The 22,933-nt window shown below is 53.6% G+C and carries 14 protein-coding genes; 13 read left to right on the plus strand and 1 reads right to left on the minus strand.

What is annotated here, in order from left to right; all coding sequences use genetic code 11:
• Positions 1-86: 86 nt before the first annotated feature.
• From Poly59_RS15640 to Poly59_RS15665, 6 genes are all read left to right on the plus strand, one after another.
• The gene (locus Poly59_RS15640) at positions 87-1,529 is read left to right on the plus strand and encodes a Gfo/Idh/MocA family protein (RefSeq protein WP_146535017.1); all 1,443 of its coding nucleotides are present in this window, start codon (positions 87-89) and stop codon (positions 1,527-1,529) included.
• Positions 1,530-1,618: 89 nt separating this feature from the next.
• Positions 1,619-3,019, plus strand: coding sequence for a sulfatase family protein (locus Poly59_RS15645; RefSeq protein ID WP_146535018.1), 1,401 nt, complete (start codon positions 1,619-1,621; stop codon positions 3,017-3,019).
• Between the two features lie 42 nt (positions 3,020-3,061).
• Positions 3,062-4,375 carry a sulfatase family protein gene (locus Poly59_RS15650; RefSeq protein WP_146535019.1) on the plus strand — a complete coding sequence of 438 codons (1,314 nt, stop codon included), beginning with the start codon at positions 3,062-3,064 and terminating at the stop codon, positions 4,373-4,375.
• Between the two features lie 26 nt (positions 4,376-4,401).
• The gene (locus Poly59_RS15655) at positions 4,402-6,366 is read left to right on the plus strand and encodes a hypothetical protein (RefSeq protein ID WP_186776290.1); all 1,965 of its coding nucleotides are present in this window, start codon (positions 4,402-4,404) and stop codon (positions 6,364-6,366) included.
• 55 nt (positions 6,367-6,421) lie between these two features.
• Positions 6,422-9,895, plus strand: a complete 3,474-nt coding sequence (locus tag Poly59_RS15660) for a glycosyl hydrolase (protein WP_146535020.1) — start codon at positions 6,422-6,424, stop codon at positions 9,893-9,895.
• A 364-nt stretch (positions 9,896-10,259) separates the two neighbouring features.
• A complete protein-coding gene (locus Poly59_RS15665) occupies positions 10,260-11,510 on the plus strand; it encodes a DUF1559 domain-containing protein (RefSeq protein ID WP_146535021.1) in 1,251 nt (416 codons plus the stop codon).
• Between the two features lie 124 nt (positions 11,511-11,634).
• Here Poly59_RS15665 and Poly59_RS29580 read toward each other — a convergent pair whose 3' ends face one another.
• Positions 11,635-11,808 carry a hypothetical protein gene (locus Poly59_RS29580; protein WP_186776291.1) on the minus strand — a complete coding sequence of 58 codons (174 nt, stop codon included), beginning with the start codon at positions 11,806-11,808 and terminating at the stop codon, positions 11,635-11,637.
• 728 nt (positions 11,809-12,536) lie between these two features.
• Between Poly59_RS29580 and Poly59_RS15670 the strand changes: the two genes are divergently transcribed.
• From Poly59_RS15670 to Poly59_RS15700, 7 genes are all read left to right on the plus strand, one after another.
• Positions 12,537-13,958 (plus strand): sulfatase-like hydrolase/transferase, encoded by a 1,422-nt coding sequence (locus Poly59_RS15670; RefSeq protein WP_146535329.1) that lies wholly within the window; start codon positions 12,537-12,539, stop codon positions 13,956-13,958.
• Between the two features lie 60 nt (positions 13,959-14,018).
• Positions 14,019-15,527, plus strand: a complete 1,509-nt coding sequence (locus Poly59_RS15675) for a sulfatase (protein WP_246151684.1) — start codon at positions 14,019-14,021, stop codon at positions 15,525-15,527.
• 259 nt (positions 15,528-15,786) lie between these two features.
• Positions 15,787-17,697: an endo-1,4-beta-xylanase gene (locus Poly59_RS15680; protein ID WP_246151685.1), complete on the plus strand. Its 1,911-nt coding sequence runs from the start codon at positions 15,787-15,789 to the stop codon at positions 17,695-17,697.
• A gap of 62 nt (positions 17,698-17,759) precedes the next feature.
• Complete coding sequence (locus Poly59_RS15685; protein ID WP_146535022.1) at positions 17,760-19,154, plus strand: sulfatase family protein; 1,395 nt, start codon at positions 17,760-17,762, stop codon at positions 19,152-19,154.
• 739 nt (positions 19,155-19,893) lie between these two features.
• Positions 19,894-21,183, plus strand: coding sequence for an L-rhamnose isomerase (locus tag Poly59_RS15690; protein WP_146535023.1), 1,290 nt, complete (start codon positions 19,894-19,896; stop codon positions 21,181-21,183).
• An 87-nt stretch (positions 21,184-21,270) separates the two neighbouring features.
• Entirely contained in the window at positions 21,271-22,701 is a 1,431-nt protein-coding gene (locus Poly59_RS15695; RefSeq protein ID WP_146535024.1) for a purine-cytosine permease family protein, read from the plus strand.
• Entirely contained in the window at positions 22,698-22,895 is a 198-nt protein-coding gene (locus Poly59_RS15700; RefSeq protein WP_146535025.1) for a hypothetical protein, read from the plus strand. Before Poly59_RS15695 ends, Poly59_RS15700 begins: the two co-directional genes overlap by 4 nt.
• Positions 22,896-22,933: the final 38 nt, after the last annotated feature.

Genomic DNA, 22,933 nt, shown 5'->3' on the forward strand with positions numbered 1-22,933 from the left:
CTTTGTTGAAACAATCGCAGCGCAGGCTGGCTGCTCTTGATATCCAATCGACAATATTTCCAATTCTCCCTTCAGCAAGCATCGCAATGAAGACAACGAATCGACGACAGTTTCTGTCCACCGCTGTGGCCGTCGGTGTGACCAGTTCGCTAGCGTCACGCTCTCTAACCGCCGAGAGTGCCAACGAAGAAATTCGCCTCGGGTTCATCGGCTGCGGAGGTCGTGCAGGAAAACTGCTCAGCCAATTTGAGGGCCTTCCAGGTGTCGCGATCGCTGCACTTTGCGACGTCGATGCTGATCGTTTGTCGTCGGCGAAGGAACGTTTTCCGGCGGCAAAAAGTTGTCAGGACATGCGAGAGCTGATTGAGGACTACGACGTCGATGCGGTTGTGATTGCAACATGCAACCACTGGCATTGTTTGGCCGCGATTTGGGCGATGGAGGCTGGCAAGCATGTCTATGTCGAGAAACCACTTTCCCATACCCAGTGGGAAGGGAGGCAGGTCGTCGCGGCGGTACGAAAGTACGACCGCATCTGCCAAGTCGGAACGCAGCAACGTTCCGACCCAATGCAAGCCGAGATCAAAAAGTTCTTGCACGAAGAGAAGGCTCTGGGCGAAATCCAGTCCGCTCGCGTGAATCACTACTTCATTCGGAAGCCAATCGGTAAACGCGACACGCCGCTGCCAGTCGCCAAGAACGTTGCCTATGACTTGTGGTGCGGCCCGGCTCAAAAGTCGCAGCTGTTTCGTGACAGCTTGCACTACGATTGGCATTGGGATTGGAATACCGGTTCCGGCGACATGGGCAACTGGGGTGTGCACGTGTTGGACGACGTTCGCAACAATGTCTTTCAGGATTCCGTCGCGTTGCCGAAACGAATTTTGGCAGGCGGTGGTCGGGTAGTTTTCAACGATGCGGGCCAGACCCCGAATGTGCATTTCGCCTACTTCGACACCGGCTCGATCCCGGTTGTGATCGGGCTGACCAATCTTCCCGGCCGGCCCGGTTCGAAAAAAAGCCCGGACCATTTGGGTCCTGGCAGTGGTTACATTGCCTACTGTGAAGGCGGAAGCCTCGAAGGCCAACGAAGTCGTGCGGTCGCCAAAGATACCGATGGCAAAGTTATCAAAGAGTTCAAAGGCAACAGCGGCGACGTTCTGCATCAACAGAATTTCATCGATGCCGTGCGAAGTCACGACCGATCGATCCTGAACGCAGAAGCTTCGGTTGGCAACGACAGCACCGGTTGGTGCAATCTGGCGAACGTTGCCTTCCGAGCCGGCGGATCGTTCAACAATGACACAGCCGAAAGTGTCTCGTTGGACGATTGGAAAAATGTGCTTTCAGCGATGGGCGAACACTTGAAGACCTACGATCAAGGTCTGGCCACTGACAGCATTCGATTAAGCCCGATGTTGGAACTTGATCCAAAGACCGAGCGTTTCGTCGGTAGCCATGCCGATGCAGGTAATCCGTTTTTGAAACGAGAGTACCGCCAAGGATTTGAAGTTCCCGAATTGGCGTGACGCGTAAAAGAACGGTGGATACAGAAGCATTTTTGAACACCTAGCCCGATGGCGACATCTCATTTCTATCCTGCAGTTTCGAGTTATCAATGAAGTGCTTTGGTATCCAACTGATACTTTGGTCATGGGGATTCGTCTTCGCCGTTTCGGTCTTTGCTGCTGAATCACAGCGACAGCCTGACATCGTTGTTTATCTCGCTGACGATCTGTCGGCGGCGGATGTTTCGTCGTATGGCGGAACGAGCATCAAGACTCCGGCGATCGACCAGTTGGCCGCGGAGGGGATGTCGTTTGACTGTGCCTTCGTTGCCAGCCCATCCTGTGCGGTCAGTCGTGCGGCACTGTTGACCGGGCTGATGCCAGCTCGCAACGGCGCCGAAGAGAACCACAGTTATCCTCGCGAAGACGTTCTTCGTTTACCGAAGCTGCTTGGTGAACTTGGTTATGAAACGGCGGCGTTTGGCAAAGTCGCTCACTTGCGAAGCGCACCGGACTATCACTTCGACACATTCGATCTGAAGCAAGACATTTCCGATCTGCGAGGAACCGTAAAAGAGTTTCTCGAAAACCGTACCGACAAACGGCCACTGGCGTTATTCGTCGGTGTTTCGGATCCACACGTGCCTTGGCCGAGCGAATCAACGATCGACCCGCAGTCGACGGTGATGCCGCCCCAATTGCTCGATACGCCACGCACGCGAGTACAGCGATCGCGGTACTTGCAAGAAGTGAAGAATCTGGATGCTTACTTGGCAGAGCTCCGCGAGCTGACGAACAAGCACCTGTCGGAGGACAAGCAGTTTGTGTTTTCCAGCGACCACGGAGCTCAATTCCCTTTCGGCAAATGGACTCTCTATGACGAAGGCATACGCGTACCGCTGATCGTTTCTCGACCAGGCAAGATCAAAGCGGGATCACGGTCAGATGCGATGGTTAGTTGGATCGACATTCTTCCGACGATGATTGACATTGGTGGCGGCAACGTGCCCGAGAATCTGGATGGTCGTTCGTTCGCTGCGGTACTTCGTGGCGAGACAGAAACGCATCGCGATCGCATCTTCACGACGCATAGCGGTGATCTGTTGATGAATGTGTATCTGAGTCGCAGCGTCAGGACGGATCGATACAAACTGATTTGGAATCCGCACCCCGAGTTTGCGTTCACCTCGTACATCGATCTGCTGTTGCGTGAAACGTCGGGGGACTACTTCAAAGAGTGGATGACAGCAGCGAAGACGGACCCACACGCTGCCGATGTGCTAGCACGTTACTACGGCCGACCGCAGTACGAGCTATTCGATCTAGAATTAGACCCGCACGAACTGAACAATCTTGCCGGACGTCCAGAACTTGCTTCGGTTCAACAGGAATTGTCGTCTGAGTTGAAACAGTGGATTGCCGACCAGGGTGACGAGCTGACGGTTTTCCATGAACCGTTGATGCTGGATGCACCGGAGACTTGGTTGCCACGAAAGAAATCTCGAAACTGAATTGCTGCCGCCGGCAAGTTACCCATTGATCCGAAGCCCGTCATGAATCGCTTACCTAAGATCCAATTTCTGTCGTTCGTAGTTGTTTTATTCACATCCAGTTGGGTTCACGCAGATCGTCCGAATGTCGTTTTTCTTCTCAGCGACGACCAAGGTTGGGACGACTACGGATTCATGGGACATCCGCACCTACAGACTCCCAATTTGGATCAATTGGCAAACGCTGGGCTGTCGTATGAACGCGGCTATGTCACGGCACCGCTTTGTCGACCGTCTCTGGCCAGTTTGGTGACGGGTTTGTATCCGCATCAGTCAGGAATTCGTGGCAACGACCCATTGTTGCCCGAAGGCGTCAGCCGATCAGTGGCGAAAGACAAACCGGTCTCGATCGCAATGCGAAACCGAATGACCGCGCCGATGTTAGAATTGCCGTCATTCGTAAAATTGCTAAAGCAAAACGGGTACGCGACTCTGCAGACCGGAAAGTGGTGGGAAGGCAATCCGCTGGACCATGGTTTCACAGACGCGATGACGCATGGCGACCATGCACGTGGTGGACGGCATGGCGACGTGGGATTGAAGGTCGGGCGCAGCACAATGCAGCCAATCTACGACTTCGTCGACAAGGCCGACGCGAACGATCAGCCGTTTTTTATTTGGTACGGCGTCTTCTTGCCACACTCGCCTCATGACGCTCCGGATCGGCTGTTCAATAAGTACAAAGACATTGCGCCCGACGAGCCGACGGCACGTTACTGGGCCAATATCGATTGGCTCGACGAAGGTTGCGGCCAGATCGTGGACTACCTGAAACAGAAGAACCAGTACAAAAATACGATCTTTGTTTTCACATGCGACAATGGCTGGGTCCAAGATCCGAGCCGCAAGAACGCCAGCATTCGATCGAAACGCGAACCAGTCGAAGCTGGCATCCGCACGCCGATGTTCATCACGCAAGAAGGGAAAGTTGCTCCGCTGCGAGATCAGGAAACGTTGGCCAGCAATATCGACATTGCCACAACGATCTTGCGAGCCTGCGATATCGAACCACCTTCGGTGATGGAAGGCCTCGATCTTTGTCAGCCGCAACAGTTGCGTGATCGGAATCGTGTGTTTGTGGATGTTTACGATCACGACAGCGACCTCGATCAGCTCGCAGATCTGGATCATGGACTGATGGCGCGAGTCGTCATTGACGGCTGGGACAAACTGATTTCTCGTCCCAATGGAAACGAGCTCTATGACTTGAAGTCTGATCCGGACGACCGGATGGATTTGTCGTCAAAGGACCCGGCGAAGGTTCGAGAACTCGTCGGCCTGATCGATGCGTGGCTCGGCAAGACGGCCGCCAATTGAAAATCCCTCACCGAAAGCAAGACACCATGGACCGACGGAAATTTATTGGCTCGCTAACTGCTGGTTGTGCGGGCGCGTCGTTGATTGCGGATGGGATGTGGTTTCCCGTCGCTACGGGTGCAGAAGATGCTTTCCCAGTAGCCGACCGGCGAAATGAGAATCGTGAATTTGACGCGCTGACCAAGAGTTTGTTGGTGGATTGGTGCGATGGCATGATTCGTCACCAGATCGACGCTCCGGATGATCCGACTCGTCATGGCGCGCTCGCCTGTCCCGCTTGCACGCACATTCACGGTCGATGCAGCGACGCGCTTTATCCGTTTTTACACTTGGCGCACGTGACTGACGACAAGAAGTATTTGGATGCGGCGATCAATGTCTATGGCTGGGCCGAAAACAACGTCAGCCAACCAGACGGTAGCTGGGCAAACGACATCAATCCGAAAGCCTGGCGAGGAACGTCGATCTTTGGCGCGATCGCGCTGGCCGAAGCGTTGCACTATCACGGCGAAGCGTTGGACGAGCGGCGCCGTGCGTCGTGGATGAAGCGTCTAGACGATGCGGCAGGCGGCTACCTGTACCGTGACTTCAAGACAGTTGACTTTACCAATTTAAACTACGGTATGACTGGTGTGTATGGTTTCCACCTTTTTGGACGGATCCTCGACAATCAGAAGTACACCGATCGTAGTGAACAGTTTTCAGAACGACTGAAGGAGTTTTTTACCGAGCCGAACAAACTGCTGTGGGGCGAAGGAAAACCGAACAACGGTCGCAGTGGCCGTGGACTGCTGCCGGTAGATCTGGGTTACAACGTCGAAGAATCGCTCAACGGAGTCGTGCTGTATGCCTTGGAAGTCAACGATACCGAGCTGCTTGAACTGTTGACCGAATCGCTCGACGGGCATCTGCAGTTCATGCTGCCCGATGGTGCATGGGACAACAGTTGGGGAACGCGGTCGTCGAAATGGAGCTACTGGGGCAGCCGCACGTCCGACGGATGCCAGCCCGCATTCAGTTTGATGGCCGGTTATAATTCTGCGTTCGGAACCGCAGCCATCAAGAACGCCGAGTTACTGAAGCGATGCACCGAGGACGGCTTGATCCACGGCGGCCCGCACTTCGTTTCGCATGGCGTCAAACCGTGCATCCATCATACGTTCGCCCACGCCAAAGTGATGGCACTTGTGCAAGACAAGATGCATGCGATGCCGAAGGTCGACGTCAACACGCCGCTGCCTCGTTCGATCGCTCAAGGCGTCAAGCATTTTCCGGAACTGGATGTATGGTTGGCGGCCAAAGGGCCATGGCGAGCGACGGTATCCGCATATGATTCAATCTACAGCACCAAGGGTTCGGGGCCGGTCCAACAACCGACCGGTGGGGCACTTTCCGTGCTGTATCACGGGCAGGTCGGCACTCTGTTGGCGTCCAGCATGGCTCGCTACGTCTTAGTGGAGCCGCTAAATCAACAGCCACAGCCTGGCGACGACTTCCCGTTGACTACGCGAATCGAAACGCGAAAAGACAAAGCTTGGTACTCGAATGTTTTTGATCTCAAAGCTGAAGTGGAGACTCGTAAGACTGATTCGCAAGTCACCGTTGACGTCAAAACGACGCTGCAAGACGAAGACCGCAATGTGGTTCCCAGTGGTTTGTCCGATTGCAAGTTGCGGTATGTATTCGAAAATGAAAAAGTGACCATCGCCGCCGCGTTGTTGGGGCCCAAAAATGCCAATTCCGGCACTGAGTTAGTGGTTCCAATCGTTTCTCCATCGGGCGAAGTGGTCCGGCAGGTTTCGGATCATCGGATCGAGATCGACAAGCCCGAAGGCACCGTCGTCGTGCAGGCGAACGTTCTGCTGAAGATCAAGGAAAGTGCGAGTGGCCGAATCTTCAACATGGTTCCAGGGATGGAAGTCGTGCCAATCTTCGCCGAGTTTCCAGCCGCGCAATCCACCGAAGTTCGCTGCGAGATCTTCGTTGTCTAAAAATCAAACTCCCATTCATCGAAGTCGTGTGCCCGTGAGATTTCAGCGTTTATTCGTGTCGTTGTTTCTTCCAATGCTGGTTTGGGCTTTGGTTCCAAGTCTTGCCTTTGCCCAGACGACTTCGACCGACAATTTGGCGAAGGAGTTTCTGGCACCGCCCAAGCAAGCGTACCCCGAAACTTGGTTCCATTTGATTGGTGGCAACGTCAATCGTGAAGCGCTGAGCACTGATCTGGAAGCGGTTGCCGGTGCGGGAATCAGCGGGATTCAATTGTTCCACGGCAAAGGCCAGGCATGGCCCGACGTCGAGCCTCAGATTCAAACGCTCAGTCCGACTTGGGATTCGTTGATCAGCCATGTGGCGGATGAAACCGATCGTCTTGGATTGAAGTTCACCATGCAGAACTGTCCCGGTTGGGCGATGTCAGGCGGGCCGTGGATCACACCCGACAAAGCGATGCGGCACTTGGTCACCAGTCGCCAAAACATCACTGGTGGCGACACGGTATCGATCGACTTGGACATCCCGCAGCCAAGCGGCGAAGATTGGCGTGATTACCAAGACATCGCCGTACTAGCGTTTCCGACTCCTGCGGGCGACTCCGGACATTGGATCCGACCCGATGCGATTCAAAGCAACTTGAAGGATGCATCCTGGCGAGAATTGCTGGCCGGAAAGAAGGTTGCCGTGCAAATTCCGGTTTCGCGCAACCAGCCGAGTTGGGTGGAATTTGCGTTCGCAAATTCGATCACGCTGCGATCCATCGAATTGCCGCCGATCGAATCTCTGATGAAACGATTTAACTTTGATCCAGATTCATCCATCTCCATTTTTGCTGCCAACGATGGAGGTTGGAAAGAACTGATCAGGCACGACGTTCCACGCGGCAACTGGCAAGATCGTCAGGACGAAGTTCCTTATGTGCTAGCCGTCCCCGATGCAAAGTCAGATCGATACAGAATCGAATTTCACAACAACCGAGCAATGGAGCTTTCGCAATTTCGCCTGTCCACTGGCGCATGTCTGCAAGATTGGCGCGGCCAAGCCGGTTACGCGCTGCGTAGTCTCGAGCGCCGTACCCCCCCCGAGCAATCTGCGGATGCCTGGATTCAACGTGACGCAGTCGTTGACCTCACCGAGCGTGTTGATTTGTCCGGACGTCTCGACTGGGACGCCCCCGAAGGGAACTGGACAGTGGTTCGTTTTGGGCACGTCAACACGGGCGTCAAAAATAAGCCAGCGCCTCCGGAGGCCACTGGATTTGAATGCGACAAGCTTTCACCCGCCGGAGCAGAACAGCATTTCGCTGGCTATATCGGTCGCCTTTCCAATTCTGGCGGAGCCGCCGATGGTGGGCGTTTGAAGGGGATGTTGATCGATAGTTGGGAGTGCTACACGCAGACTTGGACTGCCGAGATGGAACGCGAGTTCGAAAAGCGTCGTGGCTATTCGCTCCGTTCTTGGATGCCTGCATTGGCAGGCTGGGTAGTGAACGATCATCGATCCAGCGAACGTTTTTTGCGTGATTGGCGGGCGACGATCAGCGATTTGATCGTTGAAAACTACTATGGGCGGTTGGCCGAATTGGGACGCCAGCGGGGAATGCAGCTTTCGTTTGAAACGTCGGTCGGCGATGTTTCACCAGGGGACATTCTGCAGTACTTCAAGTCGGCCGATATCCCAATGTGTGAAGTCTGGCAGCCAAACGACCCGCACGACGGAGGATTGGAAGCCAAGCCGATCGCGCCGACGGCATCGGCGGCACACATTTATGGCAAACCACGGGTTGCTGCGGAAGCATTCACGTCCGCGCCGATGAATTGGAAAGAACATCCGTTTGCGTTGAAAAACGTGGCCGATCGTAGCTTTGCTCTCGGAGTAACGCATATGGTGTTTCATACCTATACCCACAACCCGCGGGATGAAGTTCCCGGCACGTCTTTCGGCAGTGTCATCGGCACGCCGTTCCTGCGAGGCCAGACGTGGTGGAAACACATGCCAGCGTTCACTGATTATCTGGCCCGATGTGGCTTTCTGCTCGAACAAGGACAACCGGTTGCTGACGTGCTTTGGTACCTCGGTGACGACGTGGATCACAAGCCAAGACAAGACTCGCCATTTCCCACCGGCTACCATTTCGACTACGTCAATGCGGATGCCTTGGTGACGCGACTGAGCGTCAAGGACGGTGACATCGTGAACCCCGAAGGCAACCGCTGGCGAGTCCTTTGGTTGCCGCGCGATCATTGCCGACGAATGACACCTGCAACCCTGCGAAAGATCAAGGAACTGTTGTTGGCGGGTGGCACCGTCATTGGTGAAGCCCCCGACATCAATCCGTCGCTTAGCGGCGGCGATGAAGCGGATGTGGCGTTTGAGAGGCTGGTCAATGAACTTTGGGGCGATGCGGCCAGCGGTGATCGCGGCATCGGCAGCGGACGGTTGCTTTGGGGCGGCAGCTTGGAAGAATTACTTACCAAGCGCGGTATCGCGCCCGACGTTACCGGAACGCTGCCCGAGCGATGGTTTCACCGGCGCGTTGGCGACACCGAAATCTATTTTGTGATCGGCGATCGGCATCAATCGCTAAACGCCAATCTGCACTTTCGCTCGCGTGGAACGCCCGAGTTTTGGAATCCGGTCGACGGTAGCGTCACGCCGATTGCCGCGTTCAAAACCACGGGCGAAGGTACAACGGTATCAGTTCAGTTGCCGGTCGCAGGTTCGGTCTTTGTCGTTTTTCGCCCCGAACCCACAGAGCCTCGTGTCGAGCGAGTCATACTTAACGGAGACGTCTTGTTAGACGTGAACGACGCTACGCGACTTGACACCGCAGTAAGCTACCCGGCTTATGGGGTGTCTCGAAAAACAACGATCCAACCTTGGGTGGACCCTGACCCCCTGACCATCGGATTGGCCGATCGTGGAGAGCAAATGGTTGCTTGGGTGGATGGCGAGTACAAAATTCAAAACGCGAACGGGCAGACGTCTTCGATCCATGTTTCCGGTACAGAAGAAATAACCCTTCGATCGAATTGGAAGATTTCATTTCCTGTGGGTTGGGGGGCCCCCCAATCGATTGCGATCGATCGTGTCGGACCGTGGTCCGAGATGCCACATACGGCCATGCGTCATTTTTCAGGCACGGCGACTTACCGGACAACTTTGACGGTCGCTGACGTTGGGAAAGACGACAGATTCTTGCTGGACCTCGGGCAAGTTGGCAACATCGCGAAAGTCACCGTCAATGGGAACACTTCGGCTTCACTTTGGACGTCGCCTTTCCGCGCAGACATCACCGACTTCGTGAAGCGAGGCGAGAATCACGTTTCGGTTGAAGTAACCAACACGTGGCATAACCGACTTGTTTATGAAGCCGGTCTGCCGCCCGAGCAACGAAAGACATGGACCATCGCCGGTCCACCCAAAGATTCGCCCTTGGATTTCTCTGGGCTTGGACCCGACGTCCAGTTGCGACGTGGGAAAGTCGTAACGCTACCAACCACTGCGGGTGCGACAGTGAACTAAAAGTATGAAACCGATGAACTTCCGAACATGAATCTAGTTCTTTGACGTTTATCAATCGATTATCGGTTGACGTCAGGATCGAAGAACTAGCACAAACATGCCGTTGATTAGCACAAACGTGCCGTGGTCTAGCAAGGTTGTTACTCCCCGAGTATTTAGTTACCGAGTCGCCACAAACAACTTCGACAATTTCGACAAATTTGTAGGAATGAACCGGAACTACGGTGTAGTCTCCGGCGTTCAAATGCCTTGGTGGCATTATAGCTGGCATCGCCAGAATTAATCGAAGCTAAACAGATCGTTGCACCAGTTCAACGATTCCAACAACTGATTTTCTTATTTTGTTCCCTTTCGGAGTTTTCAAATGAAGCGTACCCAATCCGCGTTCACGTTGGTCGAACTGCTGGTGGTCATTGCGATCATCGGTGTGCTCGTCGGCCTATTGCTGCCTGCGGTGCAGGCTGCCCGCGAGGCAGCTCGGCGAATGAGTTGCAGTAACAATTTCAAGCAAATTGGCTTGGGAATTCACAACTACCATTCTGCTTTCAAGCAACTGCCCATACACGGCTCGGGAACCTATGTTCCGAGCGGGCGAGACTTGTGGGATCAGCCGAGTCCGGTCAACGGTTACACGGGGACATCCAATCATCGCTTGTCGATGCTCGTAGGCCTGACCCCATTCATCGAGCAACAAGCTTTGTGGGAACAGATCAGCAACCCACTCTCGTTCAATACCAACGGAAGCACACGAACGCCTCCTTGGCAGGCGATGGGGCCTCGACCCGACGAAATCAACTATCCGCCGTACGCGACGGACATCCCTACTTTTCGCTGCCCCAGCGACCCAGGTATCGGGCTTCCCGCCTTGGGCCGAACCAACTACGCCGCCTGTACCGGCGACTCCTCCTATCGCTCGCGCGACCCGTACTTGAATGTAAATGAAGTTGGCGAGGACGGCAGCGTAACCAACCCTTACACGGCCTCGGCCGGAACGGCAGGACATTCGAATGCCGCGCATCGCGGGATGTTCGTGCTAACTCGGGGAATGAAGTTTAGGGATACGATCGACGGCCTTTCGAACACCGTCATGTGTGGTGAAATCACGACGGACCTAGGCAACAACGACGCTCGGACTTCGCTTCCTCGGGGCGACGGGGTCGGAGTCACCGGCGAACGTCAAAACTGTCACTTGAATCCGTCGTTTTTGGAAGCAACGTTGGACCCTTTGCGTCCACGGTTCTGGATCGCCGGGCGTAACATCAACGCCAACTGGGGCCGCGGCTTCCACTGGCATGACTGCATGCCTGTTTACACTCAGATGCACACCATTCTGCCACCAAACAAGCAAATTTGCACTGATGCCAACGGAGCTGGCCACGGTGACTTGGTTGCTACTGCTTCGAGCCAACACCAAGGTGGGGCTCACGTGCTGATGGGCGATGGTGCAGTCAAGTACATCACCGATTCAATTGAAGCGGGCAATTCTAGAAACCCAGTTGTTTTCCTCAATGGAACAGCAGCGAACAACAATTACCCCGGTGCGAAAAGCCCGTTTGGTTTGTGGGGTGCTCTGGGATCTCGCGGTGCTTCAGAAATCATCGATAGTGAATTCTAGAACGGACAAGGCAATTCCGAGCACGTAATTGCGTCAGGTTAAATTAAAAACAGCGTCGTTCCGATCATCGGAACGACGCTGTTTTCGTTGAGTCAATTCAAGTCGCCAAAGTTGGCTCAGGATTCTACTTAGGGCCGTCGTAACCGCCCAAAGCTTTGGCATCTTCTTCGGCCTGCTTATTGTAGGCGTCAATCTTTGCTTGGTCAGCATTCTCTAGAACATTCGTGTTGCTCTCTGAAGAGCATCCCGAAATCGCGAGAATAAGAATAAGCGACATCCCAGACAACAATCGAGTCATAGTTTACCTCGTACGAAGAATCACAATCATTCAGCCAATCCAAATTGGCAATCGACGAATTGTAAGGTAATCCCAAAGCGGCGACCATCTACGAATAACTTCAGATGTCAAGAAATCTGCGATTGCCACCGACCGATCATCAAGACGCCGGTGGCGAGAGTTGAATTGGGAACAACCGCAGCCTATGACCGCTCCGGCGTTACAGCGGTTTCTCGATCTGGCAATTTAGAGGATGACATCATCTAGGCGTTGGATTTTCTTGGCGAAGTTGTGTTTTGAAAAATCCAAATGAATCGCCATGGAAAAATTCTGTGATTCTTTGGTTTTGTCTCGCAAGGAAATGTCATAGCGCCGGGTGTTATATTAGCAAGCGGGCGCGCTAGATTCCTTCTACAGTCCACATCACTTCTTTCATGCAATCAATGGACCATGCAAAGACGGATCCGGCCAATTGGGCGCGTGCTAGACTTTCGACTCACGCAAACCGCGTAGGGGAAAGCCGAGCCTAGTCGAGGTTTCGGTGATCATCACGATCTTCGACATGCTTGGACGCGAAGGTCCTTTCAATCCGTTTCCAATCCGCTCTATAAAGAACATTCAAACGTCCGAGTCCCACGCAGTCGATGTTGGCCCCTCATCTCTGATGGTCATCGACTATCGCGCGATATGACGCAAACACCATTCGAGAAGATCCTTTGACACAACTGCCCTACGACAAGACCCAAGCGATGCTCGCTTTGTGCCGTGCTCTTTTTGCCGTTGTCTTGGGACTGATCATTGTCGATTCATCCAAAGCAGTCGAACCAGCATCTCCCGAACGACCGAACATCGTCTTCATCCTGGCAGATGACCTGGGTTTCAATCAGATCGGTGCGTACGGTGACACGCCGATCAAAACGCCGCACTTGGATCGTTTGGCGAATCGTGGGATTCGTTTCACCGATGCATATTCCGGCAACACCGTTTGTTCGCCTTCCCGTGTTTCGCTGTTTACCGGACGCGATGGTCGATTGATGCAGAACAACTCGAACAAGGTTCAGTTGGCCGATATCGACGTCACGATTGCTCATGTGCTTAAACATGCCGGCTATGACACTGCGTTGTTCGGCAAGTATTCGATTGGATCACAAATGGGCGTGACGGACCCGTTGGCGATGGGGTTCGATACTTGGTACGGGATGTATTCGATTCTGGAAGGTCACCGCCAGTACCCGTCGATTCTGTGGCGTGACGGACGGAAGTTGCGGATCGCCGAGAACGAAGGCGGACACAAAGGAGCATACGCGCAGGAATTGTTCGCGAAAGAAGCGATCAGCTATATCGCTAAAGATCACGACAATCCGTTCTTTGTCCTGCTGGCGTTTTCATCGCCACACGCCGAATTGGCCGCGCCAGAGGAATTCGTCAAACCGTACGAGCAAGTGTTCGACGAGACGCCCTACCTTGGCATGTCTACTGGCGAACCTTCAGATCAATACGCCTGGTACTATCCCGAACCGGTTGCCCGTCCGCGTGCGACGATGGCCGGGATGGTCACCGCGTTGGACGCGTATGTTGGCAAGATCGTTGACACGCTCGATCAACGTGGCATCGCCGATAACACACTGATCGTTTTCACGTCCGACAACGGACCGCACGACGAGGGTGGTGGTGATCCGACTTTCTTCAAAGCGGCGGCGCCCTACAAGGGAATGAAGCGGGACTTGTTTGACGGTGGCATTCACGTACCGATGATCGTTCATTGGCCAGCGAAAATCAAAACCGGCCGAGTCGATAACACGCCGTGGGCTTTTGCGGACGTGCTGCCAACATTCGCCGATTTGGCTGGCGTTTCGTTGACGTCGGTACCGCGAGTCAAAACGAATGGAACTTCGATCTACTCACTTTTAAATGATTCGCCGCAGCCAATTCCCGAGCGAACGCTTTACTGGGAATTCGGTAAGCAAGTCGGCGACCCCAACTCGGGTATCGTTGGCGAAGTTTTTCAAGCGGCACGGCGGGGTAAATGGAAAGCCGTTCGCTACGGATTGGATCAAGCGATCGAAGTCTTCGATCTCGAAAGCGATCCCGGCGAATCACGCGAACTCTCAAAACAACACGCTGACATCCATCACGAATTCGAAACCTTGTTCGAGAGTTTTGAGAGCTAAACACGTTTGCGTGTGGCAATCCGCTTTATAAAGCCTCGGCAAAACAAACACAAAGCAGACATGAGCATCGTTTCAAGCGTTTCGCTTCGCGTCATGACGTTGGCGGCGATCGCCCTGATCGTGGTTTCGCGTGGCCTGGCTCAGTCAGATAATCGCAGCCAGCCGGCGCAGACGAAGAACGTGTTGATTTTCTACATCGATGACCTGCGTCCGGAACTGGGTTGCTATGGCGTGGACTCGATCCGAAGTCCGTCGATCGACACATTGGCGGCCCAGGGACTCCTTTTCAATCGAGCGTATTGTCAGCAGGCGCTGTGTGCTCCGTCGCGGATCAGCATGATGACGGGGCTGTATCCCGACCACACCGGCATTTGTGATTTATTTACGCCGCTTCGCAAAGTGAACGAAACAGCGATGACGTTGCCGAGGTACTTCAAGCAGCATGGGTACATAACGGCGTCATTTGGAAAGGTTTATCACCATCGTCGAGATGACGCGACATCGTGGTCGGAATTTGCCGACTATCCGACCGACAAATACGCCAATCCCCAAGCGCTTCATGCGATCGCAAAGCGAGTCGAAGATGCAAAGCAACGAAATCTAAGTGTTGATGAAGTGCGCAACGCGGCGAAAGGTCCGGCCACTGAAATTGCGGAAGTGGACGACGAAGCGTACATCGAGGGCAAAGTTGCAGCACAAGCGATTGCATCGCTTCGCAAGAACAGAGACAACCCGTTCTGCATGTGCATCGGTTTTGCGAAACCGCATCTGCCATTTGCGGCTCCCAAACGATTCTGGGAACTTTACAAGCGAGAACAGTTTACGGTTCCAAAACGCGAGCTACCCGACGGAACATCCAGCTTGGCAATCACTTCGTGGGGTGAGCTGCGTGCTTATCATGGGATTCCAATGGAGGGACCGCTTTCAGACGAGGTGACCCAGGAATTGATGCATGGATACGCCGCGGCGGTGAGTTTTTCAGACGCTCAAGTAGGTAAAGTCCTAGCCGAACTCGATCGCCTCGGATTGCGAGAAAATACCATCGTCGTCCTGTGGGGTGATCACGGATACAAATTGGGCGAGTACGGTTTGTGGTGCAAGCACACCAACTTGGAACTTGACACTCGGGTGCCGCTGATCATTTCCGCGCCCGGATACGCTCACGGGCAACGCACAGAATCGCTCGTGGAGATCGTTGATGTTTTTCCAACCGTCGCTTCGTTGGCTACCGGCGACGTGCCCGATTCGATCGACGGCAAGAGCTTGGAGCCTTTGTTGCAAGATTCCAAACTCAATTTTCGGCCCTTCGCAATTAGTCAATATCAACGTGGATCCAACATGGGATATAGCCTTCGAAACGATCGGTACCGTTACACAGAATGGATTCAGGCTGGCTCCCAACGCATCGTTGCGACAGAACTGTATGACCACCAGGACACTGACACGCCGAGCGAGAATCTTGCCGACAAGCTCGAGTATGCTGATTTGGCTTCGCGTCTTTCCGAACAACTCGGATCGGCTCAGCGAATTCAAACGACCAACGTCAAATTGAAAACGACAGGTAAATAGAATGCGACTTCGTTTGATAACCCTGATGTTTCCCTTTTCGATGCCTTAGCATTCTTGATTATCGGCATCAGTGATTCCGCAGTCAGCGGATTGCACTGAGCGCGGGCGAATGCTTCGTCGATCCTGTCGAGTTTTGAACAATCTCGATCAGAGGAATTTGAACGAACCGCTTGCTGAAGATTTTGCAGTTGACGGGTCGTTAGCTAGGTTCACTTCCAGCGATTTTTTAATCATTTTCTGCCGCGTTCAGAGACTTGCGATGCTTACCAATGCTGCGAAACCGGTCCACCATGCTCGTTTCATGGGGCAGGTTACACTCGCTGTATTTCTGCTGACGGCTAGCGTTGCCAATTGCTTTGCGGAGGACAAGCTTGCCCAAGCCACTGTGATCACGCCGCCTGACGGAGGACGCGATGTCTTGTCGTTCGGACCGAGTCAAACGGTTGAGTTCGAATCACAGAATGTCGTTGCCGCGGCGAAGTGGATTGACACAAAAGGTCTGCCATTTGCCAAAGCGTACGGCATTGATTCGGACACTCGCTTTACCGATCCTGACAACATGCGATTGCACATTCCAATCAACGGTTCGGTCCGCAAGGGTGATGTCGTCCTGATTTCGTTCTGGATTCGACGCCCTGGAGCCGGTGGGCAACCGAACAACGCTTACTTGTTCGTCGATGCAAAGCCGGGGGTAACGTCTTACCAATACAGCTTGTCGGCTTACCGAGAGTGGACGCAGCACGTGCGCTCGTTTGTAGCGACAGACGATTTCGATTCATCTGATAGTTGCCTGCGAATTCAGTTGGGCGAAGCCGGCGAGGTGGTGCAAATTGCTGATTTGCGTTTGGTAAACTATGGGGCTGGTTACGATATTGCGACGCTTCCCAGATCGACGATCATGTACGAGGGCCGCAACAAGGATGCGGCGTGGCGGAAGAAAGCACTCGTTCGCATCGAGGAAATTCGTAAGGGGGATATTGCGATCACCGTTGTTGATGCAGGCGGTAGGCCCGTTCCGAATGCCACGGTTCATGTCGCGATGCAGCAACATGCGTTTGGCTTTGGCAACGCGGTTAATTCCGAAGTGTTGGGAGCGGTCGAGAGTGATTTTCCGATCAACCCCAAGAAGAAGATTTCGGTGTCGTGGGTAGAGGCCCAAAAGTATCGCCAGATCGTAAAAAAGTATTTTGACCGAGTCACGTTCGAATCCGAGTTTCGGCCACACAACTGGAAAATGCTGCAAAGCAATACAGAATCCTGGCGTCGCAAGAATCGCATCTTTGTCGAAAACACAATCCCTTGGTTGCTCGACAACAACATCGCGGTGCGGGGCCACTACATCGGATGGGCACCGATGGACTTTAACTCCGTTGAAAAGGAATTCGTCGGAAATCCCGACGGGCACCGAGCATGGTTGTGGGAACACATGGCCGATGTGTTGCCAGCAACGGCTGACTATGTGACCGAGTGGGACACGATCAATCACATCATCGGTTGGGGGAGTCATACGTACGAAAAAGAATATGGCGGTCCACAGATCTACGCCGAAATCATGGCCGAAGCGAGACGTCTAGCGCCGCAAGCCTCGCACGCGATCAACGAAGGCAAAGTGTTGCCGGACGGTTACAAGCGCGAACCGTATAAAGAAATCATTCGTTTCTTGAACGACAACGGGCAAGCGCCCGACATCGTTGGCTTCATGGGGCACTTTGGGCTGACGTCGTTGACTCCGCCCGAGGAGTTGTTAAAGGTCTATGACGAGTTCGCCGAGATCGCTCCGCGTCTACAGCTTAGTGAATTCGACGTCGAGGCAGGCGACGATGAAGAGTTGCAAGCCGACTATTATCGCGACGTAATGATTGCTTCATTCAGTCACCCCAACTTCGTTGCAATTATCCAATGGGGCTTTTGGGAAAAAATGCACTGGAAGCCTGCCGCCGCATTATGGCGTGAAGACTGGACGCTCAAACCATCCGGCCAGGCGTTTGTCGATCTGGTTGCCAGTCAATGGTGGACCGATGAGACTTCCGAAACTGATATCGCCGGCAAGTGTCGGGTTCGTGGCTTTTTTGGCGAGTATGAGATCACAGCCGAGAAAGACGGCGCATCGAAGATGGTCCATGTCACGGCGACATCGGACGGTACCGTCGTGCAAATTCAGATCCCGTGAAGTCCATCGCGACCGAGTGTCGTCACGTTCAAACGCTTCAACCTCCTTCAACTGAAATTGAAATGTCAAAATCTTCGTCTTATTTGATCCTCTTTGTCTTCGGTATCGTGACTTTTTCGACGAGTCGTACCCAGGCGGTCGAGGTTGGCGAGATTCAATCCGAAGTGGCGCCGATGAATGTCTTGGTGTTGTATGCGGATGACTGGCGGCATGACACGCTAGGAGTCGCCGGCAATCCGGTCGTGAAAACGCCGAATCTTGATCAGCTTGCTTCCGAGAGCGTTCGGTTTACGCAAAACTGCGTGACGACATCCATTTGTGGCATCAGCCGCGCGTCGCTGTTTACGGGTCAGTGGATGTCCAGGCACGGCAACCGTTCGTTCAAGCCTTGGGAGACCGCTTGGGATGAAACTTACCCGGGACTGCTTCGCAATCATGGGTATCACCTTGGTCATGTCGGTAAGTGGCACAACGGAACGATTCCCGCTGATAAGTTCGACTTCAGCCGTTCGTACTATGGAACTCACTGGATCAAGCAACCGGATGGGTCAAAGATCCATGTCACGAAAAAGAACGAAAAGGATGCGTTAGACTTTTTGAAATCTCGGCCAACGGACAAGCCCTTTTGTTTGACGGTTGCGTTTTTTGCAACTCACGCCGAAGACTCCAGCCCGCTACAGTTCTTGCCACAACCCGAGAGCATGACTCTGTATCAAGACGTCACCATTCCGGTTGCCGTCAACGCGACACAGGAATCGTTTGATCGGTTGCCGGACTTTGTGGGTAATGAAAAGAACGAAGGACGCAATCGTTGGCACTGGCGATTTGACACACCGGAAAAACACCAAACGATGATGAAGAACTACTATCGCTTGGCCACCGAAGTCGATTCGACCTGTGGGCGGATTCTGGCCGAACTGAAAAAACAAGGCGTGGATGATAACACCTTGGTCATCTTCACCACCGACAACGGCTACTACCACGCCGAGCACGGATTGGCGGATAAGTGGTATCCGCATCAGGAAAGTATCCGCGTTCCGTTGATGGTCCGTGATCCGCGAATGCCAGTTGATCGCAAGGGCAAAACGAACGATGAATTCACGCTGAACGTCGACTTGGCACCAACGATTTTGGCGGCGGTCGGGATTGATGCCCCGGAAACGATGCAGGGATCAGACATCTCGCCGCTGTATCTGTCGGACGAGAATCCAAAGTGGCGGGACGAGTTCTTTTACGAGCACCCGATGTTGAAGAGCACAGACTTCATTCCCGCGTCCGAAGCGCTCGTTCGTAAAGACTGGAAGTATTTCTATTGGCCCGAGTTTGATCGCGAGCAGTTGTTTGATTTGAAAAACGATCCGATCGAAGAAAACGATCTCGCTGCGGACCCGTCCTACGCGGCTCAGCTTCGCGACATGCGAACGCGTTTCGCACAGCTTAAAGCGGAAGCGAAGTAGCAAGCGGGCAATCGAGGTTTTCTTATTGTCATCTGCGGCAAAACTTCGCTGACGTTGCAATAGCGTTTTTCGCCAAGACCAGATCGGACGTTGCTTTCGGAGACAATTTTTGAGTGCTTCCGAGAGCACCGCGGTCTTCGGTGGCCGGGTTAGCGGTCAGTTTGAGTGGCGTACAACTTAATCAATCTTCGAAAGGTTGATTAAAACGAAGTTGTTTGCGATAGATGCACGGCGACGCCGCTTGCGTTAGCTTTTTGGAGTTTCCGGTCGGCAAAGAAATGGTCGAACTTGATTGGCGGACCTTGACTATCTGTGGCTGCGTGAGAATGGCATCGTTCTGCTGTCGGGAGATCAAGGTTCATCATTCCGGAGCCTGCTTTCGCCGAATTTCAAGCGAACCTGCTTGATTCGATCAAGTGACTGGCGATCCGCTGGTACCGCTCGGAACTGATCGACGTGTTCGCTGGGGCAATGAGTCGGACAACGTTAGGGGTTACGCAGTTTCGGGGATTCCCGGAGGACTCTTTGGTGGCACTATAGTCCTGTTTCTTGTCGCGATCGTCATGGTTTCTGAAACATTGGTGATCTAAATTATTTCCTTGTTGGCACTTTTGTTGACGGAAACAGGATCGTGATCGTGGGATCGTTGGCAACCTAATCCAGTCGCTGATTCACTCGGCTACCACACTCTTCTGTAGACTTCTCTGTCATTCACTCACTTTGCATAGGACACCGCGGCATGTCGAACTCAGCAAACCTTCAAAAAACTTTCGAGCTTGCCGTCGAGCGATATGAATCGCTTGGCGTGAACGTTCAACACGCTTTAGATCGACTGCGCGACGTTGCGATTTCGGTCCACTGCTGGCAAGGCGACGACGTTGTCGGATTCGAAGGTAGCGATGGTGCACTTGGCAACGGGCTTGCCGTTACCGGCAATTATCCCGGACGCGCTCGGACACCTTGTGAACTTCGCAGTGATTTGGAACTTGCCTATTCGCTGATTCCCGGCAAGCACCGGTTGAACTTGCACGCGTTGTACGGCGAATTTGATGGGCCGGTTGATCGCGACGCGATTGGCGTCGAACACTTTCAAGGTTGGATCGACTGGGGACGCAGCCAAGGTGTCAATCTAGACTTTAACCCGAGTTATTTTTCGCACGAAAAAGCAAGCGACGGATTCACCCTGGCTCATTCGGATTCTGGCATTCGCCAGTTCTGGATCGATCACGGCATTGCCTGTCGCAAGATCGCAGCGGCAATGGGTGCGGCGCAAGGCAACGCATGTGTCAACAATTTCTGGGTACCGGACGGTTGGAAAGACTCACCTGCCAGCCGCAAGGATCCGCGAGAACGGCTCGCTGCATCGCTTGACGAGATCTTTGCCGAGAAGCTTGACGCCGCTCACACATTGGACGCCGTCGAGTGCAAGTTGTTTGGGATTGGCAGTGAAAGTTATGTCGTAGGGTCGCATGAGTTCTACATGGGCTATGCGATCTCGCGAAACAAAGTGCTTTGTCTCGACGCGGGGCACTTTCATCCGACCGAAGTGATCTCGGACAAAATTTCATCGGTGATGATGTACGTTCCCGAGTTACTTTTGCACGTTAGTCGCGGCGTTCGCTGGGATAGTGACCACGTAGTGACTTATACGGACGAATTGCAATCGATCATGCAAGAGATCGTTCGCGGCGACTATTTGGATCGCGTCCACATCGGACTCGACTTCTTTGACGCCAGTATCAATCGAGTGGCAGCGTGGGCAATTGGAACTCGTAACGCGTTGAAGGCTGTCTTGGCTGCACTTCTAGAGCCGACCGAAACCTTGCAACAACTTGAACGTGATGGTGACTACACCGGACGCTTAGCGCTGCTTGAAGAGCAAAAGATGATGCCGCTAGGCGCAGTCTGGGATTACTACTGTCAATCGGCTGGTGTGCCGGTCGGTGCCGAGTGGCTGGACAAAGTGCGTGCCTATGAAGCGGCCGTGCAGTCGCAGCGTTCATGCGAGGTCGGTGCGGTGGTTGGATAGATCGGCGTCGTTGACTATGCGGAAGTCGTGCTGGCAAGTGAATCACTTGCGTCAAAACAAAACTCTTAGGTACCGGAACGAACATTCATGAGTGAAGACAATTCAAATTCAGGCGGAGAGTTTGAACGCGAGCCAGTTCCCGATTCTGCGTTGCTTGGATCGGGGAAGTTCTGGGGCATGTACGCGGGAGAACACGCCGCAGGCACCGAGTTCATGATTGGGCCGTTGTTTTTAGCGGCTGGCGCTAGTTTACAGGACCTGATCCTGGGCTTGTTGCTTGGCAACTTCCTAGCGGTTTTGACATGGCGATTCTTGGTCACTCCGATCGCGATGGCGAAACGGATGACACTGTATTACCAACTCGAACGGATTGCCGGTGGATCACTGGTCAAGTTCTATAACTTAGTCAACGGTTTGCTGTTCTGTTTTCTTGCCGGTGCGATGGTCACCGTTTCTGCATCAGCAGTGGGCGTTCCGTTCGGCATTACGTTCGACGTGCCCGACGCAATGTTTGGTCTAAGCAATCTTTCGTTCACGGCTTTGGTTGCCATCGTCGGCGTGGTGATTGCGTTGGTCGCTGCAGGTGGCTATGAACGGGTTGCCCGATTCGCCAATATCGCTGCCCCGTGGATGATCGCGGTGTTTGCCGCTTGTGGAATCGTGTCGCTTGCTCAAATGGACGCGACTAACATGGCGGTTCTTTCGGAAGGCAAGTTTTGGACCGACGCGATCGCATTTGTGCAAGAAAAGAACGGGCCACAGACCTTTGGTTTTTGGCAGATTGTGGTGTTTGCTTGGTTATGTAACGGAGCGATGCACTTTGGGATGGCCGACCTTTCGATCTTTCGATTCGCGCGCAGCAAAGCGTCCGGATGGGCGCCGTCAATTGGAATGTTTCTAGGACACTACATGGCCTGGATCGCAGCCGCATTGTTGCTTGCCGCACTGATCAAGATTCAGCCGTCGCTTGCACTTGGTGCCGACGGGAAAGTAGTCGCTAACCCAGGACTACTTGCGTTCGAGTCGCTCGGTTGGGCGGGAATCATCTGCGTTGTGATCGCCGGTTGGACGACTGCCAACCCAACGATCTATCGCGCGGGTCTTGCCTTCCAAGGTGTGATCCCCAACAGTTCGCGAACGGCGATGACACTTGTAGCCGGCGCGGTCGCGACGATCGCAGGCGCTTTTCCGAATCTATCGGCCCAGTTACTTGGATTCGTTGGGCTGTACGGAACTGTGCTCGGGCCAATGGGCGCAGTGATTTTTGTTGACTTCTATCTGATGAAGAAGTTTGGCTTGAAAGATGAGTACGCGATGCACAGTGGAGTGACGGCTAACGTCGCTGTGCTGGTGGCTTGGTTGCTGCCGGTCGCAGTGGGGCTCTATTTGATCTTTGCACAAGGATTGTTTGCCGCTTACGCGGTGATCCCATGCTGGATTACCTGTGGCGTGATTTACCTTGTGCTTAGCAAGGTCACGCAAAATTCTATCGCAACCAACGAAGGACTTACCCAATGAACATGCCTGCAAAACTAGTTTCGCTTGTTTCGCTTGGTGCGGTGATGATTCCGTGTGTCCTCTACTTTGCTGACGCGATCAGTTTGGACACGGTGAAGTGGACAGCGCTCGCTGGAACGATCGGTTGGTTCTTGGCAACACCGTTGTGGATGAGCCGTGAATTGCCAATTGATTCAAAAGAAGTCGAAATTTGACGACTCGTTTTCTGACTCAGCACGATCCCCCGCCTGCG

The sequence above is a fragment of the Rubripirellula reticaptiva genome, from assembly GCF_007860175.1.
Taxonomy (GTDB): domain Bacteria; phylum Planctomycetota; class Planctomycetia; order Pirellulales; family Pirellulaceae; genus Rubripirellula; species Rubripirellula reticaptiva.